This is a genomic window from Kitasatospora sp. NPDC022856 (genome assembly GCF_055561235.1).
In genome coordinates, this window is sequence record NZ_JBVHHE010000052.1 from 25,690 (window position 1) to 39,551 (window position 13,862).

The following is a 13,862-nucleotide window of genomic DNA, read 5'->3' on the forward strand; positions in this document are numbered from 1 at the left end:
ACCAGCGAGGGCGGTGCCCGGGACTACCCCGGGCACCGCCCTCAGTGCTGAGCGCCGCCCGGCCTGGGGCAGAGGCTGTACGCGCCGCCGACAGGCTGGCCATGTAGCGCGAAAACTCCGGCCATCTACCGTGCACAGTCACAGTTCAGTCGAGGTCGGCGGATGCCAGGGCCACCGCGAGCACCAGGTACGGGGCGGCTTGCAGGCACTGCTCGGCCATCATGCTCGGGTCGGACGCCGTGACCGCGTCGACCGCCGCGTCCAGGACCTCGGCCGCGGTGAACTCCCCGCCGGCCATCAACGCGTTCACCAAGGCGACGGCCTGGGCCGGGTCGGCTCGCCAGAGTTCGGCGACCTGGTCACCGGCACCGGCCAGGTCGATGACCGCGCTCTGTTCCGCGGTCGGAAGTGGGACGGGCCAGGACGCTCCGGGCTCCTCCACGATCTCCTCGGCCCGCGCCAGCGCCACCCGCGCGGCGATCGTCCGCTGGGCCTGCTCCCGTTCCCGGGCGACGGCGGCCGGCCACCGGGCGTCGTCCTCGGCCCGGGCCGCCTCCAGCAGGGGGCGGCCGTGTGGCTGAGGTAGACGACCGGCAGCGGGTTCCACCACGACCGTCTCCTGCCCGGGCGGGGCGTCGGCGACGGGCTGGTACAGCGCCTGCGCCGCCGAAGCGCAGGCCCCGACCGTGGCGGTCAGGGCGGCGATCAGCCGCACGTGGCGGCGTCGGCGTGCGGGCAGGTCCAGGCTGGCGGGAGTCGCAGTCACCCACGCACTATCCCGCGCCGCACCCACCGGCGACTTCCGTTCCCGTGAACATCGTGCCGGTGGTCAGCGCCACTGGTAGGACGCGCCGGTCATCGCCGGGAGCAGCATCGGGCCGCCGGCCTGGGCGGTGTCGGGCCGAACGGCCTGGTCGAGGACGGCGCCTACGTCCGGGTACAGGTGGAGGCCGGCCACACTGGCCACCGGCAGCCACACCACCGACGCGCGGTCCGGGTCGTCCTGCTCAACCGGGGCGACGGCCGCCACCAGGTGGTCGGGCAGGTGAGCGACGTAGACCAGGTGCCGACGCCGGAACGGCGTGGTCTCGCCCGGCCGCTCGGTCTCCTGGTCCTGGACGAAGAGCAGCACCGGCGGCGCGGGCAGCATCGCCAGGTCGAGGCCGAGCTCCTCGATGAGCTCCCGACGCAGCCCGCCGAGCGGCTCCTCGCCGTCCTCGGCCAGGCCGCCAGGTAGGGAGTGCTGGAGGCCTGCCTCGCGCTGGCGCCGGATCAGGCACACCTCGCCGTCGTGGACCAGGACCGCGCACACCCGCACCCGCACCGGTCCGCTCCCCAGGCTGGTGGTCATCGCCGGGCCCAGGCCGGGCAGGCCGGTGGTCATCGCCGCGCCCAGGCCAGACAGGCCGGCTCATGCCAGGTCGTTCGGACAACCAGGCCGCCCTGGGCGAGGTGCTCGCTCGACCAGGTCCGACAGCACCCGCCGCCGGCGCCGGTCCGGGCCGGGGCGGGGCGGGCGGTCTCGCGGCGCGGACCGGCGCGGCGGGGGCGGGCACGGCGGCCGGTGCGGAGGGACGGCGGCGTCATCGGCGGTGGGGCCGGGTGGGTGTCGTCATGCCGAAGGCTCTGCCCACCCGACCGCCGCGCCGAACCCGGCCGCCACCCGAACGGACCACGCCGGAACGAAACTCACCGGCCCTGACCTGCGATGGAAAGTTTCCGGGCCCGGGACGGCCGTCGCCGGGGGCAAACTCACCGGCGGCTCCGGGGTGAAACTCAGCGGCCCGGGACGAAACTCCCCGGTGCAGGTCAGCGGTGGTGGCGAAACTCCCCAGTGCAGGTCAGCGGCCTGCACCAGGATGAGGGCGGGTCAGGGCCGGCGCCACCAGGAGTGGGTGCGCTTCGCCTCCGCGGCCGCGGCTTCCACGGCGACGCGCTCACGCTCGGCGGCCTCCCGCGCCCGCTGCTCGGCCACGTCCTGGCGGCAGCCGGCGCACAACCCGTCATCGTCCCAGGTGTCGGCCCGCTCCTGTTCGGCCCACCGCTCGTCCGAGAACCTCACCCGGCAGTCGGTGCAGGCCGGGCGCCGCCGCTCCCGCTGCGCCCGCTCGCGCTCTGCCTCCCGCTCCGCGCGAGCCCGCTGGACGGCCTCCTGCTCCCGCTCCAGCAGCCGGTCGCCGTCCGGGTTGTCGAGCGCCTTCGCCAACGTGGTCCACTCCTGGCCGCCGAACCGCCACCAGGCGGTCGGGCAGGTGCGCAACGTAGACCAGGTGCCGGCGCCGGTGAGGACCAGGGCGACGGGTGGTAGCTCTCGCGGGCGGACCCCGGGTAGGCGCGGCGCCACCAGTGCGTCACCCGCTCCGACGCCGTCTCCTCCGCCAGCGCCGGGTCGTTGTCCCGCGTCTTGGCGCGGAACAGCTCGCGGGCCGGCGAACTTCGCGGCCACCTTGGCCGGGGACATCGTGGAACGGTCGACCTCGACCATCAGCACCGGCACCCCGATCTCCGGGGCCTCCAGCACCGCGTCCGGGCGCACCTTGCGTCGGCCGCCCTGCAGGGCGAACTCCACCTCCGTCGCCCAGGACGCGACTGTATCCACCCCACCCGTGACGGAGCGGCCTGTTCCCCCCATAGGAGGCGAGCGGGTGCGAAGACCTACGGACTTCGCTTCTCCTGTAGTCAGCAATAGAACCAAGAAAGGACACGAAATTGATCAACAACCTCTCACGGAGGAACAGAGGCAACCGCCCAGGACGAGGTGCTACCGGAGTAGCTGTGCTCGTCACGACCTGCTGGTCTCTCTGGCTGGCGCCCGCCGCGCACGCCGCCACAGCGTCGGCCCCTTCTTACTGCACAATCGACACTTCCACAGGAAAGACAGTCATCACCTGCCCGTACGTGAACGCTGGAGACACCGTCCAAGCCGACGACAACGGCGACACCATCACCATCAACGGCACTAATGCCGGGACCGTCCGGGGCGGCACCGGTGACGACACCATCACCGTCACGGGAGTCAAGGGCCCCAACGGCATGGCCGGAGCCGACGGCAGCTACGGCAAGCCCGGCAGCGACGGCGGCCCGGGCGGAAATGGGACTCCGGCGAATACCGGCATCATCGACGCCGGCACCGGACGCAACACGGTCACCCTGCGCGGTGGCGCCGGCGGAACCGGCGGGCACGGCGGATCCGGCGGGAACGCGAGCGGCGGCGACGCTGCGGCGAACGGCGGTCACGGCGCAGCTGGCGGCAACGGCGGACGGGCGAATACGGGCAGGGTGAGCGTCGGGGGTGAAGGCGGCATCATCAGGCTCACTGGCGGCCCCGGAGGCGCCGGTGGGCCTGGGGGCGCCGGCGGCACCAACCCGTGCCACCCCAACTGCGGTGGGTCCCGAGGTAACGGGGGGGCAGGGGGACACGGAGGACATGGAGGTGACGGCTCTGCCGCTCCCGGCACCCACGAAGCCATCATCTCCGCCGGCACCAGCGACATCCACGTCGACGGCGGTAGCGGCGGCCAGGGCGGCAGCGGCGGCAGCGCTGGAGGGTCGTTCGCATTCACCGGTAGGGCCGGGGTCGGTGGGTACGGCGGAGCCGGCAACGCCACGGGCGTCATCCAGGCCAGCACGTCCTCGACAGTGGCCACGGGCGGCGTTGGCGGCGACCAGGGGTCTTTCGGTAGGAAGGCTTACGGACTCGGCTTCGGCGGCGCTGGCGGTGCGGGGAACGGAGGCACCATCACAAGCGAAACCGTGACCGTCACGGGCGGGAACGGCGGCAACGGCCATACTCTGGGCAGCAGAGGCGGTGACGGTGGTAACGGCAACAACGGCACCATTACGGCGACGACCGTAATCGCGGCCGGCGGTGACGGCGGTGGCGGCCAGGACGGCGGTAGCGGCGGCTTCGGAGACACCGGTGCTATTACCGCCACGACCAAAACGATCACCGATGGCAAGTCCCCCGGCGAACCTGACGGCGGTCGTGGATAGCGGTTCTGACGGCCACGGGGTGAACGGGTCTCGGGGTGGGCGCCGCAGTCCGCGCAGGTGCGGCTGACAGTGCGGCGGGCGGCGGCCGCGGTCAGCTGCGCTGGCCGCTCCCGCCCGGCCTGCTCGCGGACCGTGCGGCGGAGCCGGTCGTGGAACTCCTTGACCAGAGCCCAGGCGGGTCGGCGTTTCCGTCGTCGTCGCGAAACGAGTCGGGCCTGACGGTGCTCGTTCCGGTGGACATCGGGACGGCCGGCAGCTCCTGGATCGCGCCTCATTCGTCCTCTGTCACCCGCAGGAAGGAGAAGCGGCCCGCCTTGGGCGAGGACGCCGGGTGGTGGAAACGGTACCGGCACGAGCGGTCCCACAGGCGGCTGGGCCGAGCCACCGACCGCGCGTTCATGTTCGAGGGCGCGGTGGACGAGGCGTTCCTGCGCTACCTGAAGATCGAGCTGGTGATGCACGTGCTGACCGACCTCACCGCCGATGAGGTCACGATGTGGCGGCGCACCGAGGGGATCGTGTCGGCGCGCAATCTGGTGGAGCTGCGGGACTTCGTCCGGCAGTCCACCGGCCGCCCGGACTGGGACTTCACCACCGGCCGACGGCAGCAGGCGCCACCGAAGAGCGCTGCCTGAACCGGTCCAGGACGTGATCGAGTGGCCGCATCGGAGCCGGGAGAATAGTCCGGTGACCAGCCAGCTCCCCGCGGCCTCACCTCCCTGATCCCCATCCCCGCACCTACCGCAGGTCAGCGCGCCGCCGCCCATCTCCTGCGGCCCCCGCCTGGTCTGCCAGGTCACCGGTCGCCTCCGGGGCGCGCGGCTCGGTGGCGGTCGCGGCATCGATGCCACTGAGGCCCGGGGCGCACAGGGCCCGGGCGAGGCGGATGAAGTCGTCCTTGGACAACTCGTCGTCCCAGTCGGGATCCACGATGCGAAACAGGGCGTTCGGCAGGCCCTCGATCACCTTCATGCTCCTGGCGTCCGCCGAGGTCGCCCGCAGTGCCTGGACGAACTCCTGCTTGGCCAGCGGGTCGGTAGTGCTGTTCGCATGGCGCCGCACCTCGATCCAGAACTCGCGGTAGCTGGTCTCCAGGAGAGTCCTCCCGGTGTCGCCCATGTCCTCGTTGCCCAGACGGTAGGCGTCGGTGAGGGCGTCCGCCAAACGCCGGAAGTCCCGCTCGTCCAGGGCATTGTGGTGGCCGGTGTCGAGGGCATCGAAGAGCTTCTCGAACCTCGCGGTGATGGGATCGGTGGCCATCGGACGGTCCTCTCAATCGCAGGGTGCGGGGCTGCCGGGACGGCTCGCCCCGGACCAGGACTATCCGTGCACACGACGCCCGGCAACAACTGACATCCGTTCGACTGCCTTTCCACCCGTCCGCTTGACCGCGTTCGCGGCTCCTGCGCTGCACCGGCCCGAAACCTCAACGCCCTTCGGCCAGGCCGCCGGGCAGGGAGTGCTGCACGCCGTCGGGGCGGTCGCGCCGGACAGGGCCAGGCGGCCGTCGTGGAGGAGCACCGTGCACACCCGGGTCCGAACCGGCGCCGTCACCGGTCGGCGACCAGGTCGGTGTCGTCGGGCAACGTCGGCAGCGGCCAGGACACGTCGGGTGCCCAGGTCGGCCAGCCGGTGGTGAAGGGGCCGGCGTGGTTGTCGAGCATGGTGATCGCCCGGCCCTTCGCCTGCTCGACCTGGCGGTGGAGGTAGTCGTCGATCACCCCGAGGCGGCGCAGCTGGGTGTACTCGGCGCGGTCCTTCCAGTGGTGGCCGGACAGGCCGGGGGTGACGACCAGGTCCAGGCACAGGTCGAGGGTGTCGATGCCGTCGGGGCGGCGCTGGAAGGGCTTCTCGAAGTTCACGTACCAGCGCAACGGCTCCTTGGTCGTGGCGTCCTGGAAGCAGTGCACGGAGAACCACTCCCCGGCCAGGAAGTGGGAGAGCAACTCGGTGCCGGTCCAGCGGTAGCGGCCGAGCGTCCAGGTGCCGGCCGCCAGGTTCTGCCCGACGAAGCGGTTCGCGTTTGCGGCGAATCCCTGCGCCGACACGTACGCATGAGCCGTCATTGTACGGCTGGGAGTGCGCCAGCGTGCTGTGGCTGTCGGGCAACTACCGGGTGGCGCCCGGGCCCTGGCCTCCACCCCGTGGCCCCCGGGGACGCATGCACCCGGCCGGTCAGGGCCCGGGCCAGGCCAGGGGGTCGAAGGCATGCAGGGTCGTGTCGATGATGGCGTCATGACGAAGCACTGCCCGACTGCTGTGTCAGTGTCTCGTGGCACTGTGCGGCCCATGATCAACAATTTTGACGGTGCCGACCATATCAACTGGTCGTCCATGGGCCACGCCTACGGTCCGGCCGACGACGTACCGCTGTGGCTGGAGCAGATGGCCTCGCCCGACCCCGTCGTCCGGGAGAAGGCGTTCAGCAGTTTCTACAACTCGGCCCTCCACCAGGGCTCCGTCTACGAGTCCACGGTGGCGAGCCTGCCGTTCCTGGCCACGCTCGCCAACGACTCCGGAACGCCGGACCGCGCAGCTGTTGTCGGGCTCCTGGTCAGCATCGGGCGCTCAGCGCTGGAGCGCTTGTCCTTTGTCGACGAAGACGGCCTGTCCAACTACGATCCGTCCGTCGACGAGCCGTTCCCCGATGCAGACGCCATGCTGCAACTGCGCGAGCGGGGCGACGACTTCGTGCGGCACGCGGCGGACCCGGACCCGCGGGTACGGCGGGCCGCCGTCCCGGCTCTGGGGATGTTCCTCGGCAACACCGAACGGGCGTTCACCCTGCTGCGCGAGCGACTGGCCGCCGAGAACGGCACCGTGGAGCGGCTGCTGGTGATCGAGGCCGCCGCGACCCTGGCCCAGCGACTGCCGACCGCGCTCGGCCCGGTGACGGCCTGGCTCACCGCTCTGGCCACGGACCCGGCACTGGACGCCGACATCCGGCTCGCCGCCATCGTTCACCGGGCCGCCTGCACGCCGGAGGCCATCGACACCTGCATCGTCCCGACGGCGATAGGCCTGCTTCAGCAACTCACCCCCGAACCGGAGCCCGAGGACGGGGTGGCCGAGGCCGATTCCGAAGTCGGAGCCCGGCCGACGGACTGCGGGCAGTGCGCCTGCTTGAACACCGCCGCCGAACCAGCACCGGACCAGGGCGCTTCGCCGCAGCTCGCGGCGATCTTCGACGACCTCGACCGCCACGGCCGTATCCACGCCCCCACCACCGAACTGCTCACCACCCTCCACCGGGCCCTGGACGCACGGGTACCCGAGCGCACCGCCCTGCTCATTGCCCAACTCCGCAGCCCCGACCGGGCCACCCGCCATGACGCCATCACCATGACCTGGGACCTGATCCGCTCCTGGCGCGGCGACCACACCGGCCTCGTCCTCGCCCTCGCCGACCACCTGCGACCCGACGACCCCTACACCGCCGCCGAAGCAGCCGAAACCCTCGGCAAACTCCCCACCGCCCTCGCCGAACCGGCACGCGAAGCCCTCGCCGCTCTCGTGGAGGCCCACCGCACCACCTCCTGCCCGAACGTCTGGGCCGCACGACACCCGCTGCTACGCCGGGCCCATCAGCAGGCGGTCACAGCGTTGGCCGGCCTCGGCGACGAGCGGGCCCTGCCCAGCCTGCTGACGGCGCTCGACACCGGCACCGACGACTGGCGTGCCCTGCAGGTCGCCGGACACCTCCCCCAAGCAGCCGGGGAACTACTGCCCAGAATCACCCGGCTCCTGGCCGACGCGGACCTGTCTTCCCGGCCCTGGGGATCCGCGCCCACGCTCATGGCCGCCCTAGGCAAGCTCGGCGGCCCGGCGGCTGTCCCGGCGCTCGCCACGGCCCTCGTCACCGCCCTGGAGCAGGGGCACTGGCGTACCGCGGGCGCGGCCCTCTACAACCTGGGCTCCATCGGCACCGGTGCCACAGCCGCGCTGGCGGTGATCCGGCCGATCGCCGACGCCGAGGACCCTGACCTGCGCTTCGCAGCCACCCAGGCCCTGTGGGACATCGAGGGCGATCCCGGCGACACGGTGCCGCGGCTGACCGCCCTGCTCGACACCGGCAAGGACCAGGACGCAGCCGATCTCCTCGGCCGGATCGGGGCGCCGGCGGGCGAAGCACTACCCCGCCTGAGGCAGATGCTCGAAGGCGGGCATCCCGTAACCCGGGTCTGCGCCGCCGCCGCGATCTACGACATCGGCGGCCCTGCCCAGGTGGGGACCGTCCTGCCCGTGCTGCTGGAGACGTGGGAGGAGAACAGAACGACCGTCGGCCGCGTCCTGGACTGCCTGCAACGGATGGGCCCCTCCGCCGCGCCCGCCCTCCCTCTCATCCACGCCGAACTCGCTCTCGCACGCCGGGGCGGCGGCTACTTCGGGAGCATCGCCGACGACGAGGACCTCCAGCACGCCGGCCGAGCCGTCATCCGCCAGACAGCCTGACCCGCGGCCGACGCCGCTCCGGTCTGGACGCCCTGCTCCAACACGGCAGGCCTCGCGACGCTGTCCGGTCTCCTTGAGGACGGCCCACAGCGCGGGCCTGACCTGCGGGCGTTCAGGACGGGCGAGAGGCACACCGCTCTCGGTCCCGCCCCACCGCCGCGCCGAACCCCGCCCCCACCCGAACGGACCACGCCGGGACGAAACTCACCGGCCCTGACCTGCGATGAAAAGGTTCCGGGCCCGGGGCAGCCGGCCCCTGGCGGCCAAACTCACCGGCAGCTCCGGGGTGAAACTCACCGGCCGGGGACGAAACTCCTCAGTGCAGGTCAGCGGCCTGCACCAGGAAAAGGGCAGGTCAGGACCGGCGCCACCAGGAGTAGGTGCGCTTCGCCTCCGCGGCCGCGGCTTCCACGGCGGCCCGCTCACGCTCGGCGGCATCCCGCGCCCGCTGCTCGGCCACGTCCTGGCGGCAGCCGGCGCACAGCCGGTCGTCATCCCAGGTGTCGGCCCGCTCCTGTTCGGCCCACCGCTCGTCCGAGAACCGCGCCTTGCAGCGGGTGCAGGCCGGGCGGCTCTCCTCCCGTTCGGCTTCCTCGCGGACGCGGCGGGCGGCGGCCTCGGCCTGGCGCTCGACGGCCAGGAGCCGGTCGCCGTCCGGGTTGTCCAGCGCACTGGTGAGGGTGTGCCAGCCGCTGCGGCCGAAGCGCCGCCACACCGGGGCAGCGGCGCCCTGGTCGTCGAGCAGCTGCAGCGTGGTGGCGACCACCGGCAGCGCCAGGTGGTAGTTACCCGCCGTCACCCCCGCGTACGGGTACGGCCGCGGGCTCCAGTAGGCGGCGGAGCCGGCCTCCACCGCGTCAAGGCGGCGCAGCAGCCGCTGGTGGTCGCGTTCGGCTTTCGCGGCCTGCTGCTCGGGGGTGAGGGGCCGGGTGCCGGGGCGGTCGCGTTTGCGGCCGGGGGTGAGGACCAGGGCGACGGGTGGGTAGCTCTCGTGGCCGGTGGGCGGGTAGGCGGTGGGCGGGTAGGCGGTGCGCCAGTGCCGGTAGTCGTGGACGGCGGCCCCGTTGTGCCAGGCGGCTTTCGCCCGGGTCTTGTCGGCGCCCTTGGCGAGCAGTTCGCACCAGGCGGTGTAGGTGGCGAGCTTCTCGACGAGCTGGCCGACCGTCTCGTTGTCGCGGTCGACCTCGACCAGGAGCACCGGCACCTTCGCGCCGGAGTCGCGCAGCACGAGGTCGGCGTAGCGGGCGGTGCGGCCGGGCACCGCGTGGCGGACCTCGGTGGTGAGGGTCAGCGGCGAGCCGTGGCCGGCTCGGGTCAGGTGCCCAGTGGTGGCGACCACGTCCAGGGCGTGCTCCTCATAGCCGGCGCTCTTCTCCTCGCGGACGGTGGACAGCTTGGTGCCGGGCGGCAGCAGACGGGCGGCTTCCTTGTGGCCGGCCTGGGTCTGGCACCAGAGCTTGCGGCCACGGGCCCAGCCGTCCGGGCGCGCTTTGCCCGTGTCCTGGAGGTCGAGCAGCGCGTCGCGGGTCGACTTGTCGCTGGCCTGCCTGGGCAGGGCCAGGTGCCAGAGCTCCCGGCCGTGGCGCGCTGGAACAGGACGAGCGCCACCATGACCCTCGCCCTGGCCGGACCCGTCGCACGGTGCTTGCGCCTCCGGTTTCCAGGAGCAGCGGTAGAAGGGTTGTCGCCACGGCGGCGACCCCTTGTCCGGCGCTGCTGGCCTACGGAAACGGACCGGTCCGCCGCCGAGGGCACGGAGGTGCCGACGGAGGCGGCGCCGGGGCCCTTGTCCCGGCCGGGTGAGGCCTTCGCCTGTCGGTTGGTCGGCGGTCTGGTCGCCGTCGTCCGGACCGGGCGCTGTGAACGAGGTGGTGGTCATCGAGTGGCCTTCCGTCAGCAGGAAGCCGGGGCCTGCGTGGTGGCCGGCCCGGCACCCGGACCGGCGCCCGGGTGCGGCCGACCATGCACGGCACCCCCTTGTCCGCGGCCTGACCGAACCCCTTGTCCGACCCCTTGACCCCGCCCGATGAGCCCCGGCCTGGGGCCTTGTCCTCCCGGAATGTCCGTGACCGACACCACAGACCGCCAGGCCGCGCGCCCAGGCGCCGACGCGCGCGGTGCGGGTGTGGGGCGCGCGGCGGTGCGAGTGCGGGACGGATGCGGCGGTGCGGGTGCGGGGCGCGCCGCACCAGCCGGTGCGGCACGGTCGCCGGGCTTCCTCCGGCATCGCGCGCCGCGCTTTGTCCAGGGGAAATGCGCCGTTGTCCAGGGGAAACGCGGGACCGCACCAGTGCGGCGGACCACCGCGCCACGCACTCTGCAGGACCTGTCCATAGGCGCGCCGCGCGCTGCTGGAACTGTCCATCGCGCGCACCACGCCGCGCCGCGTCCAGGAGTCGGAGCGCGCACCGCGCGCACCGCGCGGGGCGGTGCAGTGCGGTGCGGGGTCTACCAGCGGGTGAGTTGTTCCCGAGCGCGCGGAGCAGCAGGGCGAGGGCGGCGTCGGGGCCGGGGCAGAGCAGGGGTTCGCCGCTGGCGGCGTCGGCGACGATGCTGCTGTCGATGAGGGCGGTCCAGGTGCCGCGCTGGACGTCGTACTCCTCGATCCAGCCGACCGGGCGGCCGCCTTGCTGCAGTTCCTGGACGCCCGAGTGGTGGGGCCAGGTGAGGTGGATGAGGCCGTCGGCGAGGGCGTAGCGGGTCGGGATGCCCAGGTCGCGGTCGGAGGGCACGCTCCAGCCGGTCGAGCGCTTGAGGGCCTGGTGCGGCACGCTGGCCACCGCCCGCTCGGCCCGGAGCCGGATGGCGTGCGCGCGCTGGAGGGCGTCCAGGGCCTCGCCGACGGTGCGGTGGGTGCGGGCTCCGCCGGCGCTGTCGATCAGGATCACGGCGGCCCGCTCGCCCTGGTGCTCGGCGGCGATGTGCCCGGCCGCTCCCCACGGGCCGTCCGGCAACGACGCGGTCCAGCCGACCGGCCGGCCCCGGTGGAGCAGCTGGTGGACGTCCTCGGCCTGCAGTCCGTCCACGAGGCCGAGTCGAATGCTGAAGCTGTTCGAGACCACCATCGTGGCCCACCTCGGCACCGCCGGCCCCATGGGCGCCATCGCCGAGCAGCAGCTGCGCATCCTCGCCCGGCCGATCCTGCAACCCGGGCTGATGCGGTTCCCCCGGCCTGCCACGCGGGCATGAGCCGGACATGGACGAGGAGCAGGCCGACCCGGGCGCAGCGGCAAGACCGGCCGGCACGGCGAGCCCGCCCACCCCGCGAGCAGCCGCAGGGCGGGGATGATCTATCTAGCTGGCCATCAGCCACGCGTGGTTGAGCTCCACCTGCCGGATGAGCAATCTGTCAGACCCCGGGTCCGCCGCTACTCGGCCCGCCAATGAACGAAGCGGGGCGGCTGCTCGCCCCAGGTCACGACGGCGCCGACGGGGCTCGGGCTGATCCCGCCGGAGAGCAGCCTGTAGAGGAACTCGACCATGCCCATGTCGAAGACCAAGGGCGCACCGCCGCTGCGGCCGAGGATCAGGACCGGCCAGACATCAGGATCGTCGCCAATCGTCAACCAGCCGAGGTTGTCGGCGGTGCAGGAGCCTCCCCAGACGATGATCTGCTCAGCGGAGCGCACCTCGTCGGTGGGCTCGCCGTCCTCCTCGAAGGCCCAGCGTGCCTCCTCCGTCATGCCGTGCATGCCGGGTTTCGGGGCGTTCGGCGGCATCAGTTCGTCGGGGGCGAACACGGCAAGGGAGCGAGAGATCTCCCCCTGCCCGTACCGGGTGATGAACTCGGTGTAGTCGCGCGGGAACCGGAAGCCCCACGCCGACTCGGCCGCCCAGTCACCAGACTCGCCAGCTCCCTCGTGCGGGGGCATGAGTTCCATGAGCCTGTTGATGTCGAATGTGTCCGTCGTCTCCTCCCTCGTACCTCCTGTCAACCGCCTGTCCCTGGCGGCCTCGCTTTGTCCGGCGGCCGAGCGCCGAGCGCCGGCCGCCAGACAAGGTTGGTGCGTCAGATCCTCGGCCCGCCGGTCAGCGGATCGAGCCTGTCGCGTGACCTCTGCCGCCGAAGCCGCCAGTGGACGAAGCGGGGGGACTCGCAGCCCCAGGCGTCGGTGATGCCGACGGGGCACGGATCGATCTCCGCCGTGAGCATCCCGTGGAGGAACTCGGCCATCCCCATGTCATAGACCTGGGGGGCACCGCCGTTCCTGCCGAGGACCAGGACCGGCCAGGCGTTCGGGTCGTCGCCGACCGTCAGCCAGCACAGGGTGTCGGCGGTGGCAGAGCCTCCCCAGGCGATGATCTGCTCAGCGGAGCGCACCTCGTCGGTGGGCTCGCCGTCCTCCTCGAAGACCAAGCGCGCCTCCTCCGTCATACCGCGCAAGCCGGGTTGCGGGGCATCCGGCGGCATCAGCTCGTCAGGAGCGAGCACAGAAACGCAGGCCTCGATGCTCCCCTGCCCGTACCAGTTGATGAACTCGGTGTAGTCGCGCGGGAACCGGAAGCCCCACGCCTGCTCCACCGCCGCCCAGTTACCGGATTCACCGGCCCCGTCGTGCGGGGGCATGAGTTCCATGAGCCTGTTGATGTCGAATTCGCGTGCCATTGATCACTCTCACTGTAGCCCGAGATTGTACCAGGTCTTGGATTTTGGCCCATAGAGCGAGTTCGGAACGACCTCGGCCTTCTGGAATCCGGGGACTCCGGCCGCGTCGGTCCCGAACGCCATCATGATGTACGCCACGGGGACCACCTTGCTGTCGTCGGCGTAGACCGGCTCCACGTTGTAGTGCACGATCTGCTTGTTCTTCACCACCTGATAGATGACTTCCTTCTCGAAGGCGCGCATGTTGTCCTCGATCCGGCCGTTGGCAACGCTCCGGTAGGAATTGGCCTGACGCGCACAGGTGGAGAGGTTCCTGAGATCCTTCCCGTCCCCACCGAGCTTGTCCGCGATGAGGTGGCAGGCGTTGATCGCGGTCTCGGGCTCCAGGCCTTCGCCGTCAGCCAGGTCTCGTGCTTCCTGGTAGCGTCCCGGCTTCTTGGTCCCGACCGGGCTGCCCTTGTCTATGAGCGAGTCGTCGATGCAGGCGTCCGCGGCGGTGGCCCTGTTGCCCCGGACGGTGTCGAGATCGCCGTAGTCGATGTACGCCTTACCGTTGCGGTAGCAGCTACCGCCGCCACGGCCGGACCGGTCCAGGGGGTTGCCGAACCCCTGGGAGGAAAGCGGCCACGGAAGGTCAATGACGATCGGACTCGCGTCCTGATTGACGGTCAGCATCGCCAGGAGGTCGGCGGTCGAGTAGGAGGCGGACAGCCACTTTAGGGCGTCTTCGGGTTTGGGGGGCATCCAGTCAGGCTGGGGGACGGGCCGTTCCACGGTTGCCTTGGCCGGGTCCCACAGGCGTTTGGGCGGC

13 protein-coding genes are annotated in these 13,862 nt (G+C 72.0%); 4 read left to right on the top strand and 9 right to left on the bottom strand.

Annotated elements, in window-relative coordinates:
* Nucleotides 1–145: 145 nt before the first annotated feature.
* The 3 genes from ACZ34W_RS34450 to ACZ34W_RS34460 all read right to left on the bottom strand — a co-directional run bounded on the left by ACZ34W_RS34450 (nucleotide 146) and on the right by ACZ34W_RS34460 (nucleotide 2,599).
* On the bottom strand, nucleotides 146–766 hold the full coding sequence (locus ACZ34W_RS34450) for a hypothetical protein (protein WP_465609819.1): 621 nt from the start codon (nucleotides 764–766) through the stop codon (nucleotides 146–148).
* 63 nt (nucleotides 767–829) lie between these two features.
* On the bottom strand, nucleotides 830–1,384 hold the full coding sequence (locus ACZ34W_RS34455; protein ID WP_465609821.1) for an NUDIX domain-containing protein: 555 nt from the start codon (nucleotides 1,382–1,384) through the stop codon (nucleotides 830–832).
* A 486-nt stretch (nucleotides 1,385–1,870) separates the two neighbouring features.
* On the bottom strand, nucleotides 1,871–2,599 hold the full coding sequence (locus tag ACZ34W_RS34460) for a hypothetical protein (protein ID WP_465609823.1): 729 nt from the start codon (nucleotides 2,597–2,599) through the stop codon (nucleotides 1,871–1,873).
* Between the two features lie 176 nt (nucleotides 2,600–2,775).
* On the opposite strand from ACZ34W_RS34460, the gene ACZ34W_RS34465 reads away from it, so the two are divergent.
* Both ACZ34W_RS34465 and ACZ34W_RS34470 read left to right on the top strand, forming a co-directional pair.
* Nucleotides 2,776–3,993: a hypothetical protein gene (locus ACZ34W_RS34465; RefSeq protein ID WP_465609825.1), complete on the top strand. Its 1,218-nt coding sequence runs from the start codon at nucleotides 2,776–2,778 to the stop codon at nucleotides 3,991–3,993.
* Between the two features lie 314 nt (nucleotides 3,994–4,307).
* Complete coding sequence (locus ACZ34W_RS34470; protein WP_465609827.1) at nucleotides 4,308–4,628, top strand: hypothetical protein; 321 nt, start codon at nucleotides 4,308–4,310, stop codon at nucleotides 4,626–4,628.
* A 103-nt stretch (nucleotides 4,629–4,731) separates the two neighbouring features.
* Here ACZ34W_RS34470 and ACZ34W_RS34475 read toward each other — a convergent pair whose 3' ends face one another.
* Nucleotides 4,732–5,253, bottom strand: coding sequence for a hypothetical protein (locus ACZ34W_RS34475; protein ID WP_465609829.1), 522 nt, complete (start codon nucleotides 5,251–5,253; stop codon nucleotides 4,732–4,734).
* Nucleotides 5,254–5,543: 290 nt separating this feature from the next.
* Complete coding sequence (locus ACZ34W_RS34480) at nucleotides 5,544–6,041, bottom strand: ribonuclease FAU-1 family protein (RefSeq protein WP_465609831.1); 498 nt, start codon at nucleotides 6,039–6,041, stop codon at nucleotides 5,544–5,546.
* 241 nt (nucleotides 6,042–6,282) lie between these two features.
* On the opposite strand from ACZ34W_RS34480, the gene ACZ34W_RS34485 reads away from it, so the two are divergent.
* Nucleotides 6,283–8,445, top strand: a complete 2,163-nt coding sequence (locus tag ACZ34W_RS34485; protein ID WP_465609833.1) for a HEAT repeat domain-containing protein — start codon at nucleotides 6,283–6,285, stop codon at nucleotides 8,443–8,445.
* Nucleotides 8,446–8,800: 355 nt separating this feature from the next.
* Here ACZ34W_RS34485 and ACZ34W_RS34490 read toward each other — a convergent pair whose 3' ends face one another.
* Nucleotides 8,801–10,324 (bottom strand): hypothetical protein, encoded by a 1,524-nt coding sequence (locus tag ACZ34W_RS34490; protein WP_465609835.1) that lies wholly within the window; start codon nucleotides 10,322–10,324, stop codon nucleotides 8,801–8,803.
* A gap of 1,160 nt (nucleotides 10,325–11,484) precedes the next feature.
* On the opposite strand from ACZ34W_RS34490, the gene ACZ34W_RS34495 reads away from it, so the two are divergent.
* Nucleotides 11,485–11,634: a hypothetical protein gene (locus ACZ34W_RS34495; protein WP_465609837.1), complete on the top strand. Its 150-nt coding sequence runs from the start codon at nucleotides 11,485–11,487 to the stop codon at nucleotides 11,632–11,634.
* Between the two features lie 179 nt (nucleotides 11,635–11,813).
* On the opposite strand, the gene ACZ34W_RS34500 is transcribed toward ACZ34W_RS34495, so the two are convergent.
* The 3 genes from ACZ34W_RS34500 to ACZ34W_RS34510 all read right to left on the bottom strand — a co-directional run.
* Complete coding sequence (locus ACZ34W_RS34500) at nucleotides 11,814–12,326, bottom strand: SMI1/KNR4 family protein (protein WP_465609839.1); 513 nt, start codon at nucleotides 12,324–12,326, stop codon at nucleotides 11,814–11,816.
* 128 nt (nucleotides 12,327–12,454) lie between these two features.
* Nucleotides 12,455–13,051 (bottom strand): SMI1/KNR4 family protein, encoded by a 597-nt coding sequence (locus ACZ34W_RS34505; protein WP_465609841.1) that lies wholly within the window; start codon nucleotides 13,049–13,051, stop codon nucleotides 12,455–12,457.
* A gap of 9 nt (nucleotides 13,052–13,060) precedes the next feature.
* On the bottom strand, nucleotides 13,061–13,862 hold an 802-nt coding region (locus tag ACZ34W_RS34510; protein WP_465609843.1), incomplete at its 5' end, for a DNA/RNA non-specific endonuclease.